The 19,956-nt window shown below is 71.0% G+C and carries 18 protein-coding genes; 16 read left to right on the top strand and 2 right to left on the bottom strand.

Annotated elements, in window-relative coordinates; translation table 11 throughout:
- Positions 1-43 precede the first annotated feature (43 nt).
- The 8 genes from GIS00_RS18540 (at position 44) to GIS00_RS18575 (ending at position 7,414) form a co-directional block, all read left to right on the top strand.
- Positions 44-1,426 (top strand): 4-hydroxyphenylacetate 3-hydroxylase N-terminal domain-containing protein, encoded by a 1,383-nt coding sequence (locus GIS00_RS18540; RefSeq protein ID WP_154769939.1) that lies wholly within the window; start codon positions 44-46, stop codon positions 1,424-1,426.
- Positions 1,423-2,571, top strand: a complete 1,149-nt coding sequence (locus tag GIS00_RS18545) for an acyl-CoA dehydrogenase family protein (RefSeq protein ID WP_154769940.1) — start codon at positions 1,423-1,425, stop codon at positions 2,569-2,571. The genes GIS00_RS18540 and GIS00_RS18545 overlap by 4 nt, the downstream gene beginning before the upstream one ends.
- The gene (locus GIS00_RS18550) at positions 2,568-3,767 is read left to right on the top strand and encodes an acyl-CoA dehydrogenase family protein (RefSeq protein ID WP_154769941.1); all 1,200 of its coding nucleotides are present in this window, start codon (positions 2,568-2,570) and stop codon (positions 3,765-3,767) included. The genes GIS00_RS18545 and GIS00_RS18550 overlap by 4 nt, the downstream gene beginning before the upstream one ends.
- Positions 3,764-4,555 carry an SDR family NAD(P)-dependent oxidoreductase gene (locus tag GIS00_RS18555; protein WP_154769942.1) on the top strand — a complete coding sequence of 264 codons (792 nt, stop codon included), beginning with the start codon at positions 3,764-3,766 and terminating at the stop codon, positions 4,553-4,555. Before GIS00_RS18550 ends, GIS00_RS18555 begins: the two co-directional genes overlap by 4 nt.
- Positions 4,548-5,297, top strand: a complete 750-nt coding sequence (locus tag GIS00_RS18560; RefSeq protein WP_154769943.1) for a crotonase/enoyl-CoA hydratase family protein — start codon at positions 4,548-4,550, stop codon at positions 5,295-5,297. The genes GIS00_RS18555 and GIS00_RS18560 overlap by 8 nt, the downstream gene beginning before the upstream one ends.
- A 336-nt stretch (positions 5,298-5,633) precedes the next feature.
- Positions 5,634-6,182 (top strand): UGSC family (seleno)protein, encoded by a 549-nt coding sequence (locus tag GIS00_RS18565; protein WP_154769944.1) that lies wholly within the window; start codon positions 5,634-5,636, stop codon positions 6,180-6,182.
- Entirely contained in the window at positions 6,179-7,162 is a 984-nt protein-coding gene (locus GIS00_RS18570; RefSeq protein WP_154769945.1) for a hypothetical protein, read from the top strand. The genes GIS00_RS18565 and GIS00_RS18570 overlap by 4 nt, the downstream gene beginning before the upstream one ends.
- A complete protein-coding gene (locus GIS00_RS18575) occupies positions 7,163-7,414 on the top strand; it encodes a hypothetical protein (protein WP_154769946.1) in 252 nt (83 codons plus the stop codon).
- A 26-nt stretch (positions 7,415-7,440) separates the two neighbouring features.
- Here the strand turns inward: GIS00_RS18575 and GIS00_RS18580 are convergent, their stop codons facing one another.
- Positions 7,441-8,262, bottom strand: coding sequence for an SDR family NAD(P)-dependent oxidoreductase (locus GIS00_RS18580; protein WP_154769947.1), 822 nt, complete (start codon positions 8,260-8,262; stop codon positions 7,441-7,443).
- A 122-nt stretch (positions 8,263-8,384) separates the two neighbouring features.
- On the opposite strand from GIS00_RS18580, the gene GIS00_RS18585 reads away from it, so the two are divergent.
- The gene (locus tag GIS00_RS18585; RefSeq protein ID WP_154769948.1) at positions 8,385-9,908 is read left to right on the top strand and encodes a class I adenylate-forming enzyme family protein; all 1,524 of its coding nucleotides are present in this window, start codon (positions 8,385-8,387) and stop codon (positions 9,906-9,908) included.
- Between the two features lie 6 nt (positions 9,909-9,914).
- Here GIS00_RS18585 and GIS00_RS18590 read toward each other — a convergent pair whose 3' ends face one another.
- Positions 9,915-10,934, bottom strand: a complete 1,020-nt coding sequence (locus GIS00_RS18590) for an MBL fold metallo-hydrolase (protein ID WP_322098115.1) — start codon at positions 10,932-10,934, stop codon at positions 9,915-9,917.
- 123 nt (positions 10,935-11,057) lie between these two features.
- Here GIS00_RS18590 and GIS00_RS18595 point away from each other — a divergent pair, with 123 nt between their 5' ends.
- The 7 genes from GIS00_RS18595 to GIS00_RS18625 all read left to right on the top strand — a co-directional run bounded on the left by GIS00_RS18595 (position 11,058) and on the right by GIS00_RS18625 (position 19,921).
- Positions 11,058-12,080, top strand: coding sequence for a phosphotransferase family protein (locus tag GIS00_RS18595; protein WP_154769949.1), 1,023 nt, complete (start codon positions 11,058-11,060; stop codon positions 12,078-12,080).
- A gap of 85 nt (positions 12,081-12,165) precedes the next feature.
- Positions 12,166-13,074 carry an enoyl-CoA hydratase-related protein gene (locus tag GIS00_RS18600; RefSeq protein ID WP_154769950.1) on the top strand — a complete coding sequence of 303 codons (909 nt, stop codon included), beginning with the start codon at positions 12,166-12,168 and terminating at the stop codon, positions 13,072-13,074.
- Positions 13,074-14,657 (top strand): class I adenylate-forming enzyme family protein, encoded by a 1,584-nt coding sequence (locus GIS00_RS18605; RefSeq protein ID WP_154769951.1) that lies wholly within the window; start codon positions 13,074-13,076, stop codon positions 14,655-14,657. The genes GIS00_RS18600 and GIS00_RS18605 overlap by 1 nt, the downstream gene beginning before the upstream one ends.
- 217 nt (positions 14,658-14,874) lie before the next feature.
- Positions 14,875-16,236, top strand: a complete 1,362-nt coding sequence (locus GIS00_RS18610; RefSeq protein ID WP_154769952.1) for an ABC transporter substrate-binding protein — start codon at positions 14,875-14,877, stop codon at positions 16,234-16,236.
- 107 nt (positions 16,237-16,343) lie between these two features.
- The gene (locus GIS00_RS18615) at positions 16,344-18,380 is read left to right on the top strand and encodes an ABC transporter permease (protein WP_322098116.1); all 2,037 of its coding nucleotides are present in this window, start codon (positions 16,344-16,346) and stop codon (positions 18,378-18,380) included.
- Positions 18,367-19,176: an ABC transporter ATP-binding protein gene (locus GIS00_RS18620; protein ID WP_154769953.1), complete on the top strand. Its 810-nt coding sequence runs from the start codon at positions 18,367-18,369 to the stop codon at positions 19,174-19,176. The genes GIS00_RS18615 and GIS00_RS18620 overlap by 14 nt, the downstream gene beginning before the upstream one ends.
- Entirely contained in the window at positions 19,169-19,921 is a 753-nt protein-coding gene (locus GIS00_RS18625; RefSeq protein ID WP_154769954.1) for an ABC transporter ATP-binding protein, read from the top strand. Before GIS00_RS18620 ends, GIS00_RS18625 begins: the two co-directional genes overlap by 8 nt.
- The last annotated feature ends 35 nt before the right edge of the window (positions 19,922-19,956 follow it).

Here is a 19,956-nt window from a genome sequence, read left to right on the forward strand (position 1 = left end):
ATCACGAACCGCAATCGACACCGCTTGCTACGGAAGGCTCTTCATGCTCACTGGTGAACAGTACGTCGCGTCCCTGAAGGACGACCGGCAGACCTGGATCGACGGCCGCCGGATCACCGACCTCACCACCGACCCCACCACCCGGATCGCGGTGGACCTGGTCGCCTCCGGGTACGACACCTTCCACGACGCCACCCCCGGCGCGCGGAACCCGCTGCTCACCCCGCCGCGCGACCGCGAGTCCCTGCGCGAGATCATCGGCCTGCTGCGCGGTGTCGACATGCTGGCGCACACCACCTTCACCTCGGTGATGACCCTGCTGACGGTGCTGCCGCAGTTGGACGCGGCCTACCCCGAGTACGCCGCGCGGGTGCGCAAGCACCTCGACCTGGTGGCGGACCGGGACCTGCGGGTCACCGAGTGCATCACCGACGCGAAGGGCCACCGGTCACTGTCGCCCGGGAAGCAGGAGGACCAGGACGCCTACGTCCGGGTCGTCGAGCGGCGGCCGGACGGCGTGGTCATCCGCGGTGCCAAGCTGCACATCACCGGCGCCTCCCTGGCCCACGAGCTGTTCGTCATGCCGACCAAGAAGATGAGCCCGGGCGAGGAGGACTACGCGATCGCCTGTGCCGTGCCGGGCGATGCGCCCGGGGTCAAGACGATCAACACCACCTACGCCTTCCGCGGCGAGGACGACCGGCACTACCCGCTGTCGCGGGTGCGCCAGATGCCCGACTGCATGGTCATCTTCGACGACGTGTTCGTGCCGAACGAGCGGATCTTCCTGGACGGCCAGACCGAGTTCTCGGCGATCTTCGCCCACTCGCTCGGCCTGTGGGAGCGGCTCGGCGGCGTCGCCGAGATGGCGCACGACGCCGACCTGATGGTCGGTCTGGCGCAGCTGGTGGCGGACGCGAACGGACTCACCCGGGTGGCGCACGTCAAGGAGAAGATCTCCGAGATGGTCATCTACGCGACGCTGATCCGCGCCGGCCTGGAGGCGGCGATCGCCAACGCGCACACCACCACGGACGGCTTCGTCTACCCGGACGAGCTCTACACCAACGCCGCGAAGTACCACGGTGCGGCCGAGTTCACCACTATGGCACGGCATCTCATCGACATCGCCGGTGGCGCGGTACTCACCGCGCCGACCATCGGTGACCTGGAACTGCCCGAGCTGGAGGGGCACATCCGGCAGTACATGACCGGCAACCCCGCGGTCCCGGGCGAGGAACGGCTGCGGCTGATGCACGCGGTCCGGGACATGGTGGCGGACGCCTTCGGTGGCTGGCACTACGTCACCAACGTGCAGTCCGGCGGCGGTCTTTACGCGCAGCGGATCGTCACCCGCAAGCACTACCCGATGGCCGAGGCGGTCGAGATGGCCCGGCACGCCGCCGGTCTCGACCCGAAGTCATGACCGGCACGGTGCGGCCCGGGCTCACCGACGAGCAGGCCGACATCGCCCGCACCACCGAGGAGTACCTGGCCGCGCACTGCACCGAGGCCGACGTCCGGCGGGCGATGGACACCACCCGCGGGTTCGAGGACGGCACCTGGGCGCAGCTGTCGGAGATGGGGCTGCCGGGCCTCGCGATCCCGGAGGAGTACGGCGGGGTCGGGCTCGGGCTGACCGAGCTGGGGCTGGTGCTGCAGGCCACCGGGGCGAGTCTGCTCTGCGCGCCGCTCTACTCGTCGGCGGTGCTGGCGGGCGTGCTGCTCACCGAGCTCGGCAGCGACGAGGCCAAGGCCGACCTGCTGCCCGGCATCGCCGACGGCTCGCGGCGGGCGACCGCCGCCTACGGCCCGCACCCCGGGCTGGTGCACGAGGCCACCGACGGCCTGCGGGCCGAGCGGACGCCGGCCGGCTGGGTCGTCTTCGGCCGGGCCCTGCACGTCATCGACGGCGCCACGGCGGACGACATCCTGCTGGTGGCCGGGTCCGTCGAGGGCCCCGTGGTGCTGGCGGTGACGGCGGACGCCGACGGCCTGAGCCGGTCCGCCATGCGCACCCTGGACCTCACCCGCCGGCAGGCGGAGCTGGTGCTGGACCGGGTGGCCGCGCGCGAGGTCGCCGTCGGACCGCACGTCGGACCGGGTGTCGAGCGGGTGCTCGACCTGGCCATGCTGCTGATGGCGGCCGAGCAGGTCGGCGGCGCCGGGCGCTGCCTGGACACCGCGGTGGCCTACGCCGGGACCCGCAAGCAGTTCGACCGCATCATCGGGTCGTTCCAGGCGGTCAAGCACACCTGCGCGAACATGCTGATCTCCTACGAGGGAGCACTCGCGGTGATGGCCGACGGGCTGCGGGTGGCCGACCACCTGCCGCCGTCGATGCTGCCGGAGGCGGCGAGCATCGCGAAGATCGCCTGCTCCGAGGCGTACTCGGCGATCGCGTCCGACGCGCTGCACGTGCACGGCGGCATCGGCTTCACCTGGGAGCAGGTGAGCCACCTGTACTTCCGGCGGGCCCGCAGCAGCGAGGTGATGTTCGGCCGTCCCGAGCTGCACCGGGACCGGCTGGTCACCGTCGCCGGACTGGCCCGCCCGGAGGGTGCCGCATGAGCCTGGACACCTTCGCCGCGCAGGTCCGGGAGTTCCTGGACGCGCATGTGGCACCGCTCGAGGTGACGACGGAGAACTGGGGGAGCGGGGACGACCGGGTGGCGCTGCTGGAGCAGCCGGACCCGGTGCAGGAGAAGGCCGAACTTGAGGCTGCGACCGCTTGGCGGCAGCAGGTCTTCGACGCCGGCTTCGGGTGGCTGGCCGGCCCGACGGAGTACGGCGGTGCCGGTCTCACCCCCGAGCACGACGAGCTGTACCGGCTGATCGAGGGCGAGTACCAGGTACCGGGCCGGGCGTTCTTCGGCATCGCCCGGAACATGTTGGCGCCCGCGGTGCTGGCGCACGGCACCGCGGAGCTCAAGGAGCAGTACCTGCGCCCGCTGTTCCGCGGGGACATGGTGGCCTGTCAGCTGTTCAGCGAGCCCGGCGCCGGCTCCGACCTGGCCGGGGTGTCCACCCGGGCGGTGCGGGTGGACGGCGGCTGGCTGGTCAACGGGCAGAAGGTGTGGACCTCCTACGCGCACGTCGCGAAGGTGGGCGAGCTGCTGGCCCGCACGGATCCGGCGGCGCCGAAGCACCACGGCCTGTCGATGTTCGTGGTGGACATGAGCACGCCCGGGATCACCGTGCGGCCGCTGCGCCAGATGAACGGCGGCTCGCACTTCAACGAGGTCTTCCTGGACGACGTCTTCGTCCCCGAGGGCAATCTCATCGGCGAGCCGGGATCCGGGTGGAAGGTGGCCGCGACCACTCTCACCAGCGAGCGCGGCGCCGTCGGGTCCGGCGAGTCCACCGTCGCCGCACCGTACGTGCAGCGGCTGGACCAGCTGCTGGTGCACCAGGGACTGGCCGCCGACGTGCTGGCCCGGCAGGACCTCGCGAAGGTGTACGTGGCCGACCGGGTGATGGCCGCGGTCAACGAGATGTACGGCAAGTCGGCCGGTGCCAAGGGCTCGGTCAGCAAGCTGCTGTTCAGCCGGCAGCTGGAACGGGTGGCGGACACCGCAGTGCGCTTCCTCGGCGACGCCGCCACCGGTGACGAGGGCAGCTGGGGCACCTTCTCCTGGACCGACTTCCTGCTGTCCGCACCGGGTCTGCGCTTCGCCGGCGGTACCGACGAGATCATGCTGAACATCCTCGGCGAGCGGGTGCTGGGGTTGCCGCGGGAGCCGCGACCCGAAGGGAGCCGGGCATGAGCGCGGCACCGGTCCGACTCCCGGCACCGGGGACGTCATTGGCCGGGCGCGGTGTGGTGATCACCGGCGGCAACCGTGGCATCGGCCTCGGACTGGCGCAGGGCTGTGCGCTGGCCGGAGCCCGGGTGGCGATCTGGGGCCGCGACGAGGCCGCCCTGGAATCGGCGACCGGCGTGTTGCGCGGTCTGGGCGGCGAGGCGGAGATCGTCGGGATCCGTTGCGACGTGGCGGATCAGGCCGCCGTGGTGCGTGCCTTCGCCGAGACCGTTGACCGGCTCGGCACCGTGCACTCGGTGTTCGCGAACGCCGGTGTGTCCTGCACCTTCCGGCCGTTCCACGAGCAGACCGACGACGAGTGGCGGTCGGTCATGTCGGTCAATGTCGACGGACTGCGCTGGACGCTGCGCGAGGCCATCGTGCACATGCTGCAGCACCGTGAGGGTGGCGCGCTGGTCGGCGTGGCGTCGATGGCGGCCCGGTTCGGGATGCGGAACTACGCCCCGTACGCCACGTCCAAGGCGGCGGTGGTGGCGCTGATGAAGTCCATCGCCGTCGAGTACGCGCGCAAGGGCATCCGGTCGAACTCGGTGCTGCCCGGGTTCGTCGCCACCGAGATGACCGAGGGCGGGAACGAATCCTTCTACGAGAAGATCACCGCCCGCACGCCGGTGCAGCGCTTCGGCAGTCCGAACGACTTCGCCCGGTTGGCAGCCTTTCTCGCCGATCCGGAGCTGTCGTACCACACCGCGGACACGGTGTTCGTGGACGGCGGGTACATGAATGTCTGAGGTGCTGCTGGGCCGGCGTGGGCCGGTGCTGGTCATCACCCTCAACCGTCCCGAGGTGCGCAATGCTGTCGACTCCGGCCTCGGCCGAGGGCTGCTGGCCGCGATCCGGCTGCTCGACACCGACCCGGAGTTGCGGGTCGGGGTGATCACCGGGGCCGGCAAGGGGTTCTGTGCCGGGATGGACCTGCGCGGCTTCCTGGAGCACGGCGATCCGGACGGCATCGAGGAGGTCATCCGACGGTCGTCCGGCCGGCCGCTGATCGCCGCGGTCGAGGGCTTCGCGATGGCCGCCGGGATGGAGATCGCACTCGCCTGCGACCTGATCGTCGCCGGATCCGGTGCGCTGCTGGGCATCCCGGAGGTGAAGGTCGGGTTGTTCGCGGGTGGTGGCGGGGTGTTGCGGCTGGGGCGGAAGCTGCCCTATGCGGTGGCGATGCGGATGGCGCTCACCGGCGACCCGATCACCGCGGAGGAGGCGCACCGCATGGGCCTGGTCGTCGAGCTGACTCCGGCCGGCGGGGCGCTCGAGGCCGCGCTGCGGCTGGCGGACACCATCGCCTCCCGTGCGCCGCTCGGTGTCCAGCACTCCCGCGATCTCCTCGCCCTCACCACCGATCTCACCGACGCCGAGTTCTGGGAGCGGCAGGAGCCGTTGCTCCAGCAGGTGCTGGGTTCGGCGGATGCGCGGGAGGGTGCCGCGGCCTTCGTCGACAAGCGATCGGCGGTGTGGTCCGGCCGGTAGGTGCGGCTGTTGACGGACTCTGGCGGAGTTCCAGCGGAGTGTACGAGCGGGCCCCGGGTTCCTTCCGCCGTCGCTGTCCCCGGAACGACACCTGCTGTAGCTGTCAGGCCGGTGAGTTTGCAAGACAATGGTTCTCGCTGTCTCTGGCCCCGTGGGGACATCCACCCCGACTGCGCACCCGGCCGGCGCCCACCTGTCGGGCTCGCCCGCAGCACCCCCGACCACCGGCCGCCGACCACCCGGCATCGCGAGTTGTGCGGAGGACCAAAGGCCGGAAACCGCTGGTCGCGGGGTGGTGACGGAGTTCGTACGGTGGGCCGGACGAGAGGACACGCCGTGATCACCACTCTTGACCCGACCTACCGGCCGGCCACCACCCTGTCGGACTCGCGGACATCGGTCGCCCCGCGTCCACCGTCCTTGTCGGGGAGGACGGTCGGCATCCTGATGAACCGGCTGGCCAACTGCGAGGTGTTCTTCGACGCGCTGGCCGACCGGATCCGCGAGCTCACCGACGTCGCGGACGTGTTCATGGTGTGGAAGGACAGCCAGTCCGTGCCACCGACACCGGAGCAGTGGGACGCGTTGATGGGCCGGGCGGACGTGGTGGTGACCGGGTTCGGTGGCTGCGGCAGCTGCAGCACCCGGAGCATGCGGGACGCGCTCGACGTCGAGGACCGCGGCGTCCCTGCCGTGTGCATCGTGCACGAGGCGCTGGTGCCGGCGGTCAGCGTGATCCGGACGATGGCGGGGCTGCCGGACTACCGGATGGTGGTCGTCGGCTACCCGCACGGCCCGCTCGCGCCCTGGACCGCCGACGAGGCGCTCACCACCGCGAAAGAGGTGGCGCCACAGGTGATCGACGCGCTGGTGGCCGCGCGATGAGCGTGCTGGCCGCCGACCGGGTGGACTTCGACAGCGAGGAGGCGGTCGCCGAGGGCTACGCCGAGCGCGGCTGGACCGACGGCCTGCCGATCGTGCCGCCGACGGAGGGGCGGGTGCAGGCGATGCTGGCAGCGGCCGGCCTGGACCCGTCGGAGGTCCTCGGCGCCGTCCCGACCCGCAAGCTGACGGTCACCGCTGAGGCGGCGGCGATCAACGCGGTGATGGCGGGGTGCCGTCCGGAGTACTTCCCGGTGGTGGTCGCGGCGGTGCGGGCGCACCTGCACCCGAAGGGCAACTGCCACTCCACGACGGCCACCGTCTCCGGGGCCGCGCAGGTGGTGGTGGTCAACGGCCCGATCACCGGTGAGCTCGGGATCCACGGCGGGCAGGCCTGTTTCGGACCGGGATTCCGGGCGAACGCCACCATCGGTCGGGCGCTGCGGCTGGTGATCCGCAACGTCTGCCTGGCTGTGCCCGGCGGGCTGGACCGGGCGTCGTTCAGCACCCCGATGCGCTACTCGTTCTGCTTCGCCGAGGACGAGACCTCGGGTTGGACCCCGCTGCACGTGCAGCGGGGACTGGCCGACGGGGAGTCCGCCGTGACCGTGCTGTCGCTGATGTCGATGCTGCGCGCGTCGTCGTACTCCGAGGACCCGGCGGAACTGGTCGCGACCATCGCCCGCACGGCGCGGCGCGAGGGCGTCCCGCACGACGAGTTCCTCGGCACCGGAAGGAGCCTGGCGATCGTGGTCGGTCCGGAACACCGCCGCCGGTTCGCCGACGCCGGCTGGGACAAGCCGACCCTGCAGCAGCGGTTGTGGCCGCTGCTGACCGCTCCGACCACCGGCGCCGAGGACAACACCCTCGACCTGGCCGGGCCGGACAACATCCTGGTGATCACCGCCGGCGGCCCCGGCATGGCCGAGTCCTGGCTGATCACCCCGCACCTGTCGAACCCGATCACCGAGCGGGTGGTCTGAGTGTCCTCGCTGCTGGTGGCGCCGGTGCTGGAGGAACTGAACGGGATCGTCGCGGCCGACGGTGCGGTGCTGCGGCTGGTCACCGCCACGACGGAGAAGGTCGAGCTGGAACTGGATCTGACCAGCTCGTCGTGCCCGGAGTGTGTGGTGCCCAAGGAGCTGCTGCTCGGCATCCTCACCGACCGCCTCGCCCTGGCCGCTCCCGACGTCACCTCGGTCGACCTCCACGACCCCCGGGTCGACCCGGCCTGAATGGCGGGCCGTAGCCGACGCCGCCCCTACTTCTTCACCCGGGATGCGGTGTGCAGCCAGTACTTGTTGCCCAGCAGCCCGGCGGAGACACCACCGTCGAGGGCGATGACCGCGCCGGTGAGGACGGCGGCGTCGGTGTCGCAGAGGGAGGCGAGGTAGGAACCGACCTCGCGGGCGGTGCGGACGGTGCTGGAGGCCTTGCGCTCGTCGCTGGGCACCACACCGGTGAGGTACTCGGTGATCGCGTGCCGGGTGCGGCGTCCGGCGTCGCCGTCGGCCACGCTGCCCAGCACGATGGTGTTCACCCGGATCCCCTTGTCCTGGTACTCCACGGCCAGCCCCTGCCCGAGGTGCACGAGGCCGGCCTTGCTGGCGTTGTAGGCCTGCATCCGGGACAGCGGGGCGACGGCGTTGGTGGAGGCGATGTTGATGATGAGCCCGCTCCCGGCCTCCAGCATGTGGCCCAGCGCGTAGCGGCTGCAGAAGAAGGCACCCTTGAGGTTGGTGTCGACGATGTCGTCCCACCACTGCTCCTCCGCCAGGTGCGAGTCGACGATCACCGGGTCCCCGGGGGTGCCGGCATTGTTGATCAGCACGTCGATCCGGCCGCGCAGCCCTGCTGCCCGCTCGACGAAGGCGGCGCAGTCGCCGACGGAGCGGATGTCGCCGGTGACGAACTCGAACTCGCCGCCGGCTGCGGTGATCTCGGCGGCCAGCGCCTCGCCCGCCGCGGTGGTGCGGCCCATCCCGCACACCACGGCGCCGCGCTCGGCGAACACCCGCGCCGTCTCCCGGCCGACCCCGGACGTCACCCCGGTGACCGCGACCACCTGACCCTCGATGCCCATGACCTCATCGTGGGTGCGGGCGGGCCTCGACGCAGGGCCGGCCGCGGACGGAGTTGGAGGCAGGTCCAACGGACTGCGTCGCCCGGCGGTCCGGGACGAGGAAGGGACCTAGGGTCGGACAGATGCAGCGCCCCGACTACGGTCTCGGCCGGTTGATCAGCCGGTCCGCCCGCCTCTACCCGGACCTGCCGTGCCTGGTCGACGACACCGGCGCCGGGCGCAGTTTTGCCGAGGTGGACGACCGGGTGGCCCGGCTGGCGAACGGGTTGCGCGGGATCGGCATCGGCCGGGCGAGCCGGGTCGGCGTGCTGTCGATCGACACCCCCGGCTATGTCGAACTGATCCTGGCCTGCTTCGCGGTCGGTGCCACCCTGGTCCCGCTGAACTACCGGCTGACGGCCGACGAGCTCCGTTACATCGACGAGCGCGCCGCGCTGCACGTGCTGTTCGTCTCCGAGCGCTACCGGGCGATCGCCACCGCCCTGCGGGACGGTGACCCGCCCCTGCAGATCCTCGACCTGGCCGACGATCTCGAGCAGCTCATCACCGCGGGCGGCCCGGAACGCAGCTGGGCGGACCTGGCCGACGACGACATCCTCTGCATCATGTTCACCAGCGGAACCACCGGCCGGCCGAAGGGCGTGCTGCAGTCGCACCGGATGCTGAAGTCGGTGTACCTGCAGATGTGGGAGTGCCTGCCGCGACCCGGCGACGTCCGGTACACCGCCTCGCCGCTCTTCCACGCCGCCGGCTTCTTCGTGCTGCTCGGCCAGATCGCGATGGGCAGCGCATCGATGATCGTCGACCAGTTCCGGCCCGAGGTGACCGCCCGTGCCATCGGCTCCGGGCTGCTGACCGGCTGCTTCCTGGTGCCGACGATGATCGCCGCGGTGCTCGACCACGCCGCGGAGACCGGCCTGGACATCGGGTCCGACCGGCTGCGCCAATTGCTCTACGGCGGGGCGCCGATGCCGACCGCGCTGCTGCGCCGGGCGCTGGACCGGTGGCCGCACTGCGACTTCTGGAACATGTACGGCTCCGGGACCGAGTCCAACAGCCAGACCTATCTGCGGCCCACCGACCACCGCCGGGCGCTGGCCGGCGAGGAGCACCTGCTGGCCACCGTCGGCCAGGCGGTCACCGGCGTGGACCTGCGGATCGTCGACGACGCCGGCCGGGAGGTACCGGACGGGGTGGTCGGCCGGATCGCGGCGCGCACCGACGTGGTGATGAGCGGCTACCTGGACGATCCGGAGCGCACCGCGGAGGCGCTGCAGGACGGCTGGTTCTACAGCGGCGACCTCGGGTCCTTCGGCCCGAACGGCTATCTCACCCTGGCCGGCCGCGGTCGGGACATGATCATCCGCGGCGGCGAGAACATCTACGTGGCCGAGATCGAGTCGGTGCTCGCCGCGCAGCCGGGGGTCTCCGATGCCGCGGTGGTCGGCCGGGCGGACGAGCGGTGGGGGCAGGTGCCGGTGGCCTGGGTGGAGGCCACCGGCGAGCCGGCACCGACCGAGCAGGCACTGCGGCAGCGGTGCCGCGAGGTACTGGCCGCCTACAAGGTGCCGGTCACCATCACGGTGGTGAAGTCGTTGCCGCGCAACGCCACCGGCAAGGTGGTCAAGGATCTGCTGGTCACCTGACAGGTCTCAGGCCGGCGAGAAGTGCAGCACCCCGCGGTGCTGGTCCTGCGAGATCCGGCCCTGCTGCACGAGAACGTCGAGGTGCGCGCCGGTCTCGCTGATCGCCAGCATCCGGTTGAGCAGGTCCAGCTCGTCGAGCCGGTGGTGCCGGCGGGTCCAGGTGAGACGGCCGGCGACCGCGGCCCCGGTGTCCGCGCCGTCGGCGACAGCCTCGGCGGTCCGGTCCAGCCGCTCCCGGTGGTGCTCCAGCAGCTCGTCGACCCGGGTGTGCACGCTGCCGCCGGGCTCCCCGTGGGCCGGCATCATCACCGTGTCCGGCAGCTCGCGCAGCAGTGCCAGCGATCCGAGGAAGTCGCGCAGCGGGTGCTCGGCCCGCACCCCGTCGAAGGCCAGCGACGGGGTGATCGTCGGCAGCACGTGGTCCCCGGTGAACAGCAGCCCGGTGGCCGGCTCGTGGAACACCACATGCCCGGAGGTGTGGCCTGGCGTGGCGATCACCGTGATCCGGCGCCGGCCCACCTCGATCACCTGCCCGTCGGCCAGCCAGCTGTCCGGCGGTTCCCAGACCCGGAACCGGTCCTCGTACGGGTCCGCGCCGCCGGCGGAGATCTCGGTCGCCAGCTCCGGTGCGCCCATCAGCAGCAGGTGCTTGATCTGGGAGAAGAGCCCGTCGATGACCGGGGTGGTGGCGATGGTCGAGCCGTCGCGCTCACCCTCGCCCAGCGCGACCGGGATGCCGAACTCCCGGCGCATCGCCGTCGCCAGCGTGAAGTGGTCGCTGTGGTGGTGGGTGACCAGGTAGGCCGACACGTCCGCCGGTGTGGCGCCGAGGGTCTCGATGCCCTCCAGCATCGCGGCGCGGGCGGCCGGCACGTCCCAGCCGCCGTCGATCATCACCAGCTCGTCGCCGTCGCTGATCGCGTACACGTTCACCGCGCGCAGGCCGTCCTGCGGCATCGGGACGGGGATGCGGTGCACCCCTGGCGCGATCTCGTGCACGCCGGGGTCGGTCCAGTGCTGGGTCACCGGGCCACTCTCGCGCCCGCCGCACCGGGCGCCGTACAGCCCGTGCGGCACCGTGTGGAGAGTTGGACAAAGGCCGGTCGCGCGTCGTTCGCCGGGGCCACCCGGCGGTGTGACGATCGCCGCATGCCGTCCGACGTTGCTGCCGACGAGGCGCTGGGGCACTGGCTCGAGCAGGCCACCGGCGTGCCCGGGCCGTTCCGGCTGCAACGGCTGACCGGCGGCAACTCGAACGAGACGCTGCTGGTCACCGGCTCCGGGCCGCAGCAGGAATGGATCCTGCGCCGGCCCCCGGTCGCCACCGTCGACGAGGCGGCCCACGACATGTCGCGCGAGTACCGGGTGCTGTCCGCGGTGCAGGACGCCGACGTGCCGAGCCCCGGGGTGCTCGGTTTGTATGTCGAGCCCGGGAGCGCTCGGACCATGCTGCTGATGCAGCGGTGCCCCGGCGTGCCGCTGGCGGCCGCGGTCCCGGCGGAGTGGACCGGCCCCGACCTGGTGGCGCAGATCGGCGAGGCGGCAGTCGACGCCCTGGTGGCGCTGCACGCGGTGGACTGGCGGGCGGCCGGGCTGGAGGAGTTCGGCCGACCGGACGGCTACCTGGAGCGGCAGGTCGGCCGCTGGCGCCGGCAGTACGAGCAGCACCGGACCCGCGACCTGCCGCTGTTCGACCCCGTCGCCGCATGGCTGGAGCGGCACCGGCCGCCGGACATCGCGCCCGCGCTGCTGCACGGCGACTTCCACCTGGACAACGCGCTGTTCGTACCCGGCCCGCCGGTCCGGGTCAGCGCGATCATCGACTGGGAGCTCTCCACGATCGGCGATCCGCTGGTGGATCTCGGCTTGTTCCTGGCCTTCTGGGGCAACGACCGCCCGTCGGCACCGGCGATGCCGCGGGTGCAGGCCCTGTCCCGGGTGCCCGGTGCGCCGACCCGCAAGGACCTGGCCGGCCGGTACGCCGCCGCGAGCGGCCGGTCGGTGGAGCACCTGGACTGGTACCTCACGCTCGCCTTCTTCAAACTCGCGGCGATCGTCGAGGGGGCCTACGCCCGTTACACCGCAGGGGATCTCGACTCCCCGTACGCCCGCGACCTGGCCACCGACGTGCCCCGGTTGCTGGAGGAAGCCGCCGTGTTCGCCGGCCTCTAGCGCCCCGACAGCACGTCACCACCGCACCCATCACCACACACCCACCACCGCACACGCCCTGCCGCCCGGACCAGAAGGACATCACATGCCGGACTACGAATTCCTCAGCTACTCGGTCACCGACCGGGTCGCCACCCTGCTGCTGGACCGGCCGGACAAGCTCAACGCCTTCACCCACGCCATGGGGGTCGAACTGGTCGACGTGATGGACCGGATCGACGCCGACGACGATGTGCGCGCCGTGGTGGTCACCGGTGCCGGTCGCGCCTTCTGCGCGGGCGCCGACCTGTCCGACGGCACCGCCATCTTCGAGAACAAGAACCCGGGCGAGTTCCGGATGGAGCGGGACGCCGACTACGGCGGGATCGTCACCCGCCGCTTCTTCGAGAGCACCAAGCCGCTGATCGCCGCCATCAACGGCCCGGCCGTGGGCATGGGCGCCACCATCACCCTGCCGATGGACATCCGGCTGGCCTCGGACACCGCGAAGATCGGCTTCGTCTTCTCCCGGCGCGGGCTGGTCCCGGAGGCGGCGTCGTCCTTCTTCCTGACCCGGGTGGTCGGCATCAGCCAGGCAGCGGAGTGGGTGTACTCGGGTCGGGTGTTCGGTGCGGACGAGGCGCTGTCGGCCGGTCTGGTCAAGTCGGTGCACGCGCCGGAGGACCTGCTGCCGCGCGCTTACGAGCTCGCGCACGAGCTGATCGACGCGAGTTCCGCTGTCTCGGTGGCGGTCTCGCGCCGGATGCTGTGGCAGATGCTGGCCTTCGGCACCCCCGAGCTGGCACACGAGCTGGACTCCCGCGGCATCTTCCATCTCGGCCGGGCGGACGACGTGAAGGAGGGCGTGCTGTCCTTCCTGGAGAAGCGGCCGGCCGAGTTCCCGATGCGGGTGTCGACCGACCTGCCGCAGTACGTCAGGGACTGGCAGCGCCTCGGCAGTACCGAGGCGCTGATCGCCTACGAGCGCTCCCAGCTCGCCCCTGAAGGCGTGTGATGACCGACTTCCTCGACGCCGATCGCGGTCACCTCGCCACCCCGGCGCTGGCCGCCCGGCTGCAGGTGAGTCTCGGTGAGGCACTGCCGCTCTCGGCCCGTCGGCATCCGGACAAGCGGTGCTTCGTCTTCCCCGACGGTTCGCACCTGACCTTCGCCGAGGTGAACAGCCGGGTGAACCGGCTGGCCGATGCGCTGTCCGCCGGCGGTGTCGGCAAGGGCGACCGGCTGGCGGTGTTCGCGCTGGACTCGCACCGCTACGTCGAGGTGGTGCTGGCCGCGCTCAAGCTGGGCGCGGTGTACGTCCCGCTGAACTACCGGCTCACCCGGCCCGAGATCGAGGTGCTGATCGGGCGTTCCGCGCCGGTCATGCTGTTCCACGACGACCGGTACTCCGAGCTGCTGGCCGGGATGGCGGAGCAGTTCCCGAGCCTGCGCACGGTGGTCGACTTCGAGACCGACTACGAGGACCTGCTGGGCACCGGCCGCGACGTCGAGCCGCCGGTGGTCTGCACCGACACCGACACCATCGGGCTGGCCTTCACCTCCGGCACCACCGGGCTGCCCAAGGGTGTGGTCCAGTCGCAGCGGATGATGAAGGCGATCATCCAGGGGCACATCGCCGACTACGACCTGCGGATCGACGACTTCCGCTACGTCGCCGCGCCGACGTTCCACATCACCGGCATCTGCGCGCTGCTGGCCGGTGTCTCGTACGGGTTCCCGTCGCTGATCATCCCGCAGTTCAGCGCGAAGGAGCTGGTGCCGATCCTGGCCCGGGACGAACTGACGGCGATGTTCCTGGTGCCCACCATGATCAGCATGCTCTTCCAGCAGCCGGGCGTGGCGGAGCTGTCGTTCACGAACATGCGGACCATCTACTACGGTGCCTCGCCGATGTCGCCGACCCTGCTGCGCAAGGCCATGGACATCTTCGGCTGCGGTTTCATCAACGCCTTCGGCGCCGGCACGGAAGCCGGTCTGCAGGCGGTGATGTCGGTGCAGGAGCACCAGCGGGCGGCGGCCGGGGAGACCGAACTGCTCGGCTCGATCGGCAAGCCCGCCCACGGGGTCGCGCTGCGGCTGGTGGACGACGAGATGAACGACGTGCCGGACGGCGAGGTGGGCGAGATCGCCACCCGCAGCGACATGTTGATGGACGGGTACCTGGACATGCCGGAGGAGACGGCACGGGCCTTCCGCGACGGCTGGTTCCGGGCCGGTGACATGGCCTACCGGGCGCCGAACGGGTTCCTCTACCTCTACGGCCGCAAGAAGGACATGATCATCCGCGGTGGGGAGAACATCTACCCCAGCGAGATCGAGACGGTGCTCGCCGAGCACCCGGCGATCGTGCAGAGCGCGGTCATCGGTGTGCCGGATGAACACTGGGGCGAGATCGTGCGGGCTTTCGTCACCGTCCGCGAGGGCCAGTCGGTGACCGCGGACGAACTGCGCGAGCACTGCAACGGCCGGCTCGGCCGGTACAAGGTGCCGGCCGAGTTCCTGGTGGTGGACGCACTTCCCACCAATGCCAGCGGCAAGATCCTCAAGCGCGAACTGCGCACCTGGGACATGTCCTGACCAGCCGGAACGGCACTTGTGCGGCACCACAAAGCCGGTGTGCCCGGACTTTGACACCCGCAACACCCACGCGTGACGCTCGTCACGTTTCTACGACGGCCTGACCGCCCGGCCGGGGACCCCGGAACCCTTCGCGGAGTTCCCGACCAGCACCACCCACCACCAGCGCCCACCCGGGCGGTGGTCGCCACGACACCGGAAGAGGTGCCAGCAGCACATGAGGACTTCGAGGCGTTTCCGTTCCGGCACAGCAGGTCTGGCGGCTGCCGCCCTGCTGCTCGCCGCGTGCGGGTCGGACCCGGCACCCGGTGCCGGCACCAGCAGCACCGCCGCTGCGTCCCCGGCCGCCACCAGCACCGCGGCGCCGGCGAGCAGTGGCGGCACCAGCACCTCGGCGGCCACCGGTGGCGGCTCGGCGACCGGATCGGCCCCGGAATCGGTGGTCCCGTCCGTCGCCAGTGGTGACCCGATCAAGATCGGCGCGATGGCGCCGATGAACGGCGCCGCGGCGTACCCGCAGTCGGGTTTCGGCATCGACGCCGGCGTCTGGTACGTCAACAACGTGCTCGGCGGCGTGCAGGGCCGGCCGCTCGAGGTCGACCTGTGCGCCGGTGACGGCACCCCGGAAACCGCGGTCAACTGCGCCAACGGGTTCGTCACCAACAACTACCCGGTGGTGGTCGACGCCTACGACCTGTCCATGGGCGGCGCGCAGCCGATCCTGGTCGGCGCCGAGATCCCCGTGGTGGGCATGCTCTCCGGCGCGAACATCATGGACGAGACCCCGTACCCGCTGGGCTTCTACTTCTCCGGCCCGGGCGCGGTCAGCGCGGTCGGCTCGATGACCATCCTGCAGAAGCTGGGCAAGAAGAACGCCTCGCTGGCACTCACCGACGCGCCCGCCACCCACACCTACGTGGACACGCTGATCACCCCGATCTCGCAGAAGCTCGGGCTCAACGTCGGTGTCCAGTACATCGACACCAAGAACGTCAACTACACGGTGGCCGCGGCGTCGCAGCTGCAGAGCAACCCGGACGTCACCGGCATCATCGCGCTGCCGGAGGACGGCTGCACCCAGCTCTTCCAGGCCGAGCGGGACGCCGGCTACACCGGCACCATCTTCGCCGGGTCCTGCTCGCAGTTCATCGCCAAGATGGGAGCCGATGCGGCGGGCGCGATCTCGCAGCCGCGGCTGTGGCTGCCGGGCTCCCGTGACCACGCCCCGGCCGACGTGCAGGCCGACCTGGACGCCTTCGCCAACGCGATGACCCAGACCAACCACGCCGAGGAGCAGTCGGCCCGTTCGCTGTACTCCTTCTCCGCCGTGGTCGCGCTGGCCCAGACGCTGGGCACCATCGACGGCGAGATCACCAACACCGCGGCCAGCAAGGCGCTCAGCGAGATCAAGGACCTGCGCATCATGGCCGGCCCGACGGTGACCTGCGACGGCAAGCAGTGGCCGGGCAAGCCCACCGCGTGCACCAAGCAGGCCATCTACTTCGAGGTGCAGGCCGACGGCTCGCTGAAGGTCGGCGGCGACGGCTACTTCGACCTCGACCCGTCGCTGGCGGGCTGAGAACACCGGCCCCGCCCGGACATGCCGTCCGGGCGGGGCCGTCCCACCGGCACCACGCCGGTGACCAGAGCAGCACCTGACCCGCCACACACGATCGGGGCACGTCCGTGAACACCTACCTGCAGTTCGCGATCCTGGGCCTCGGCCTGGGCGCGATCTACATCGGCCTGGCCAACGGCCTGATCCTGTTCTACCGCGCCACCGGCATCATCAACTTCGCCCAGGGCGCCACCGCGATGTGGGGCGGCTACGTCTACGCGCAGCTGCGCACCGACGGCCGGCTGGTGTTCCCGATCTTCTCCGTCCAGCTGACGGACGGGCCGATGGGCGGGATCCCGGCGCTGGTCATCGGTCTGGTGACCGCGGTGCTGCTGGCCCTGCTGATCCACGTGGCGGTGTTCCGGCCGGTGCGGCGGGCACCGGTGCTGGCCCAGGTCGTCGTGTCGGTGGCGCTGATGCTGTCGCTGCAGGCGCTGGTCATCATCCGGTTCGGGCCGGACACCATCCCGGTGGCGGCGCTGATCCCCAAGGGCAGCTGGACCGTGTTCGGCGTCCGGCTCTCCTCCGGCGAGATCATCATGGCCGTCATCATGATCGCGCTGTCCGCGTTGGTCTGGGCCTACCTGCGGTTCACCCGGGCCGGCCTGGCCACCCGGGCGGCGGCGGACAACGAGCGGGCCACCGTGCTGATGGGCTTCTCGCCGGACCGGCTGGCCGCCATCGCCCTGGTGCTGTCCGCGGCCCTGTCCACCATCGGTGTCATGCTGGCCAGCCCGCTCACCGGCATCAACCCGGCCAACTACACGCTCTACGTGGTGCCGGCGCTGGCGGTGATGCTGGTGGCCCGGATGACCTCGATCGTCTGGGCGACCGTGGCGGCCCTGGTGCTCGGCGCCGTGCAGTCGATCCTCAACCTGATGGTCACCTTCCCCTGGTGGCCGAAGTGGGCCGCCGCCGGGATCGACCAGGTGGTGCCCTTCATCGTGGTGATGATCATCCTGCTGGCCTTCGGCAAGCGGCTGCCCTCCCGCGGCTCGCTGCGCACCATGCGGCTGCCGGACGTGGTGATCCCGCGGATCCGGGCGATCCCGGCCGCGGTGGTGGTCGTGGTGGTGCTGGTGCTGCTGATCGTCACCAACGGCGTCTACCGGTTCGGCATCACCTCGTCGATCATCATGATGCTGCTCGCCTTGTCCTACGTGGTGATCACCGGCTACCTGGGCCAGATCTCGCTGGCACAGGCAGCTTTCGCCGGGGCCGCCGGGTTCGCGCTGTCCAAGATCAGCACCGGTTGGTCGATCCCGTTCCCGATCGCGGTGCTGCTCTGCGCGGCCATCGCCTCGCTGCTCGGCATGATCGTCGCGCTGCCCGCCTTCCGGATCCGCGGGGCGCAGCTGGCCATCGTCACCCTCGCCGCGGCGCTGGCCATCGAGCGCTTCGTCTTCGGCAACTACAGCCTCACCCCGCCGCAGGGCAACCCGCTGGCCGATCCGCGGTTGTTCGGCCTGAACTTCGCCGTCCGGCAGGGCCGGGACCTGTCCCGGCTGCTGTTCTCGATCATGGTGCTGGTCATCGCGGTGCTGGTGGTGCTGGCCTTCATCCGGATCATGTCCGGGCACACCGGCCGGAACTTCCTGGCCGTGCGCGCCAACGAGCGGGCCGCCGCGTCCGCCGGCATCAACGTGCGGTTCACCAAGCTCATCGGCTTCGCGATGTCCGGGTTCATCGCCGGCCTGGCCGGATGTCTCATCGGCTACAGCCACGGACAGCTGTCCGCGGAGTCGTTCTCGGTGTTCGTCGGCCTGCAGATCCTGGCCATCGCCTACCTCGGCGGCATCACCAGCTGGGGCGGCGCGGCGGTGGCCGGCGTGCTGGCGCCGCTGGGCATCGTCTACACGATCGTCAACCAGATCTGGGACACCGGCGACGTCTACGCGCTGATCTCCGGACTCGCACTGATCCTCACCGCGATCCTCAACCCGAGCGGCATCGCCGGTGAGACGAACCGCCAGATCGCCTGGGTGAAGGAACGTCTCGCGCACCGGAAGGCGCCGAAGGAACCCGGCGCCCCACCGCCCACCGAACAGCCGCCGCCGGAGAAGGTCGCCGTGAACGGACCGAGGAGTGCCGATGTCAGCTCCTGAGCAGATCCCACCGGCCCAGCAGATCTCGCCGGCCCAGCAGCGGAAGACGCTGCGCGCCGTCGGCGTGGGCGTGCGGTACGGCGGCGTGGTCGCGAACGAGGACGTCTCGATCACCGTGGAGCCCGGCACCATCGTCGGGCTGATCGGCCCGAACGGCGCGGGCAAGACCACCTTCGTCGATGCGCTGACCGGTTTCACCAAGTGCGTCGGCGAGATCCGGCTGGGCGACGAGCGGATCGACGGGCTGCCGCCGCACCGGCGGCGCCGGGCCGGGCTGTCCCGCACCTGGCAGTCCGGTGAGCTGTTCGCCAGCCTCACCGTGGCCGAGAACATCCTGGCCGCAGCACATCCCATGCGTCCGGCGATGATCTGGAAGGACCTGTTCACCAGGCACCACGACGACGCGGCGCGGGTCGAGCGGGTGCTGGACATGGTCGGGCTGCCGGGTGCCGGCGGGTTGAAGGCCGGCGACCTGGCGCTGGGTCAGCAGAAGTTGGTCGGCGTCGCCCGGGCCATCGCCGGCGGCTGCGACATCATGCTGCTCGACGAGCCGGCCGCGGGGCTGGACAGCGCGGAGAGCGTGCAGTTCGCCGAGCGGATCCGGGAGATCGTGAAGCTCGGTCCCGGGGCGCTGCTGATCGACCACGACGTGGCGATGATGCTCAGCGTCTGCGACACGATCTACGTTCTCGAGTTCGGCCGGCTGATCTTCCAGGGCACCCCGGACGAGGCGCGCAACGACCCGGCGGTCATCGCCGCATATCTCGGCGTTCCGATGGAGGTGCAGGATGCCTGACGTACTGCTGGATCTCGACGCGGTGACCGCCGGCTACAACGGCGTCGCCGCGGTGCGGGACCTGACGCTGTCGGTGTCCGCCGGCGAGGTGGTCGCCATGCTCGGGCCCAACGGCGCCGGCAAGACCACCGCGCTGCTCACCATGGTCGGCCTGCTGGAGCCGATGGCGGGCAGCGTCACCGCGCTCGGCCGGCCGGTCCGCTCCCGGCACACCGACAAGCTGGTGCGGGCCGGGGTGCTGCTGGTGCCCGACGACCGTGGTGTCTTCGCCGATCTCACCGTCGGCGAGCACTTCCGGATGGCCCGCGCGAAGGCGGACAAGGTGCGGCTGGACTTCGTGCTCGACCGGTTCCCGGCGTTGCGCCCGCTGCGTGACCGCCGGGTCGGGCTGCTGTCCGGCGGCGAGCAGCAGATGCTGGCCATCGGCAAGGCCCTGCTGGCGGAGCCGAAGCTGCTGCTGATCGACGAGATGAGCCTGGGCCTGGCGCCGAAGATCGTGCAGGAGATGTTGCCCGGGATCCGCCGACTGGCCAAGGACGAGAACGTGGGCGTCGTGCTGGTGGAACAGCATGTGGAGCTGGCGCTCTCGGTCGCCGACCGGGCGATCGTGCTGAACCACGGTCGGATGGTGCTGGAGGGCGCGGCCCGCGACCTGCTGGCGGACCGGACGAAGGTGCAGCAGGCCTACTTCGGCGCCGGCGGCTACGCCGACGAGGAGCACGAGGCCCTGCCGGCCGAGGTCTGAGCAGCGGGTCCGAGCAGCGGTCCCGGGGAGAGGTC

This window comes from Nakamurella alba (assembly GCF_009707545.1).
GTDB lineage: Bacteria > Actinomycetota > Actinomycetes > Mycobacteriales > Nakamurellaceae > Nakamurella > Nakamurella alba.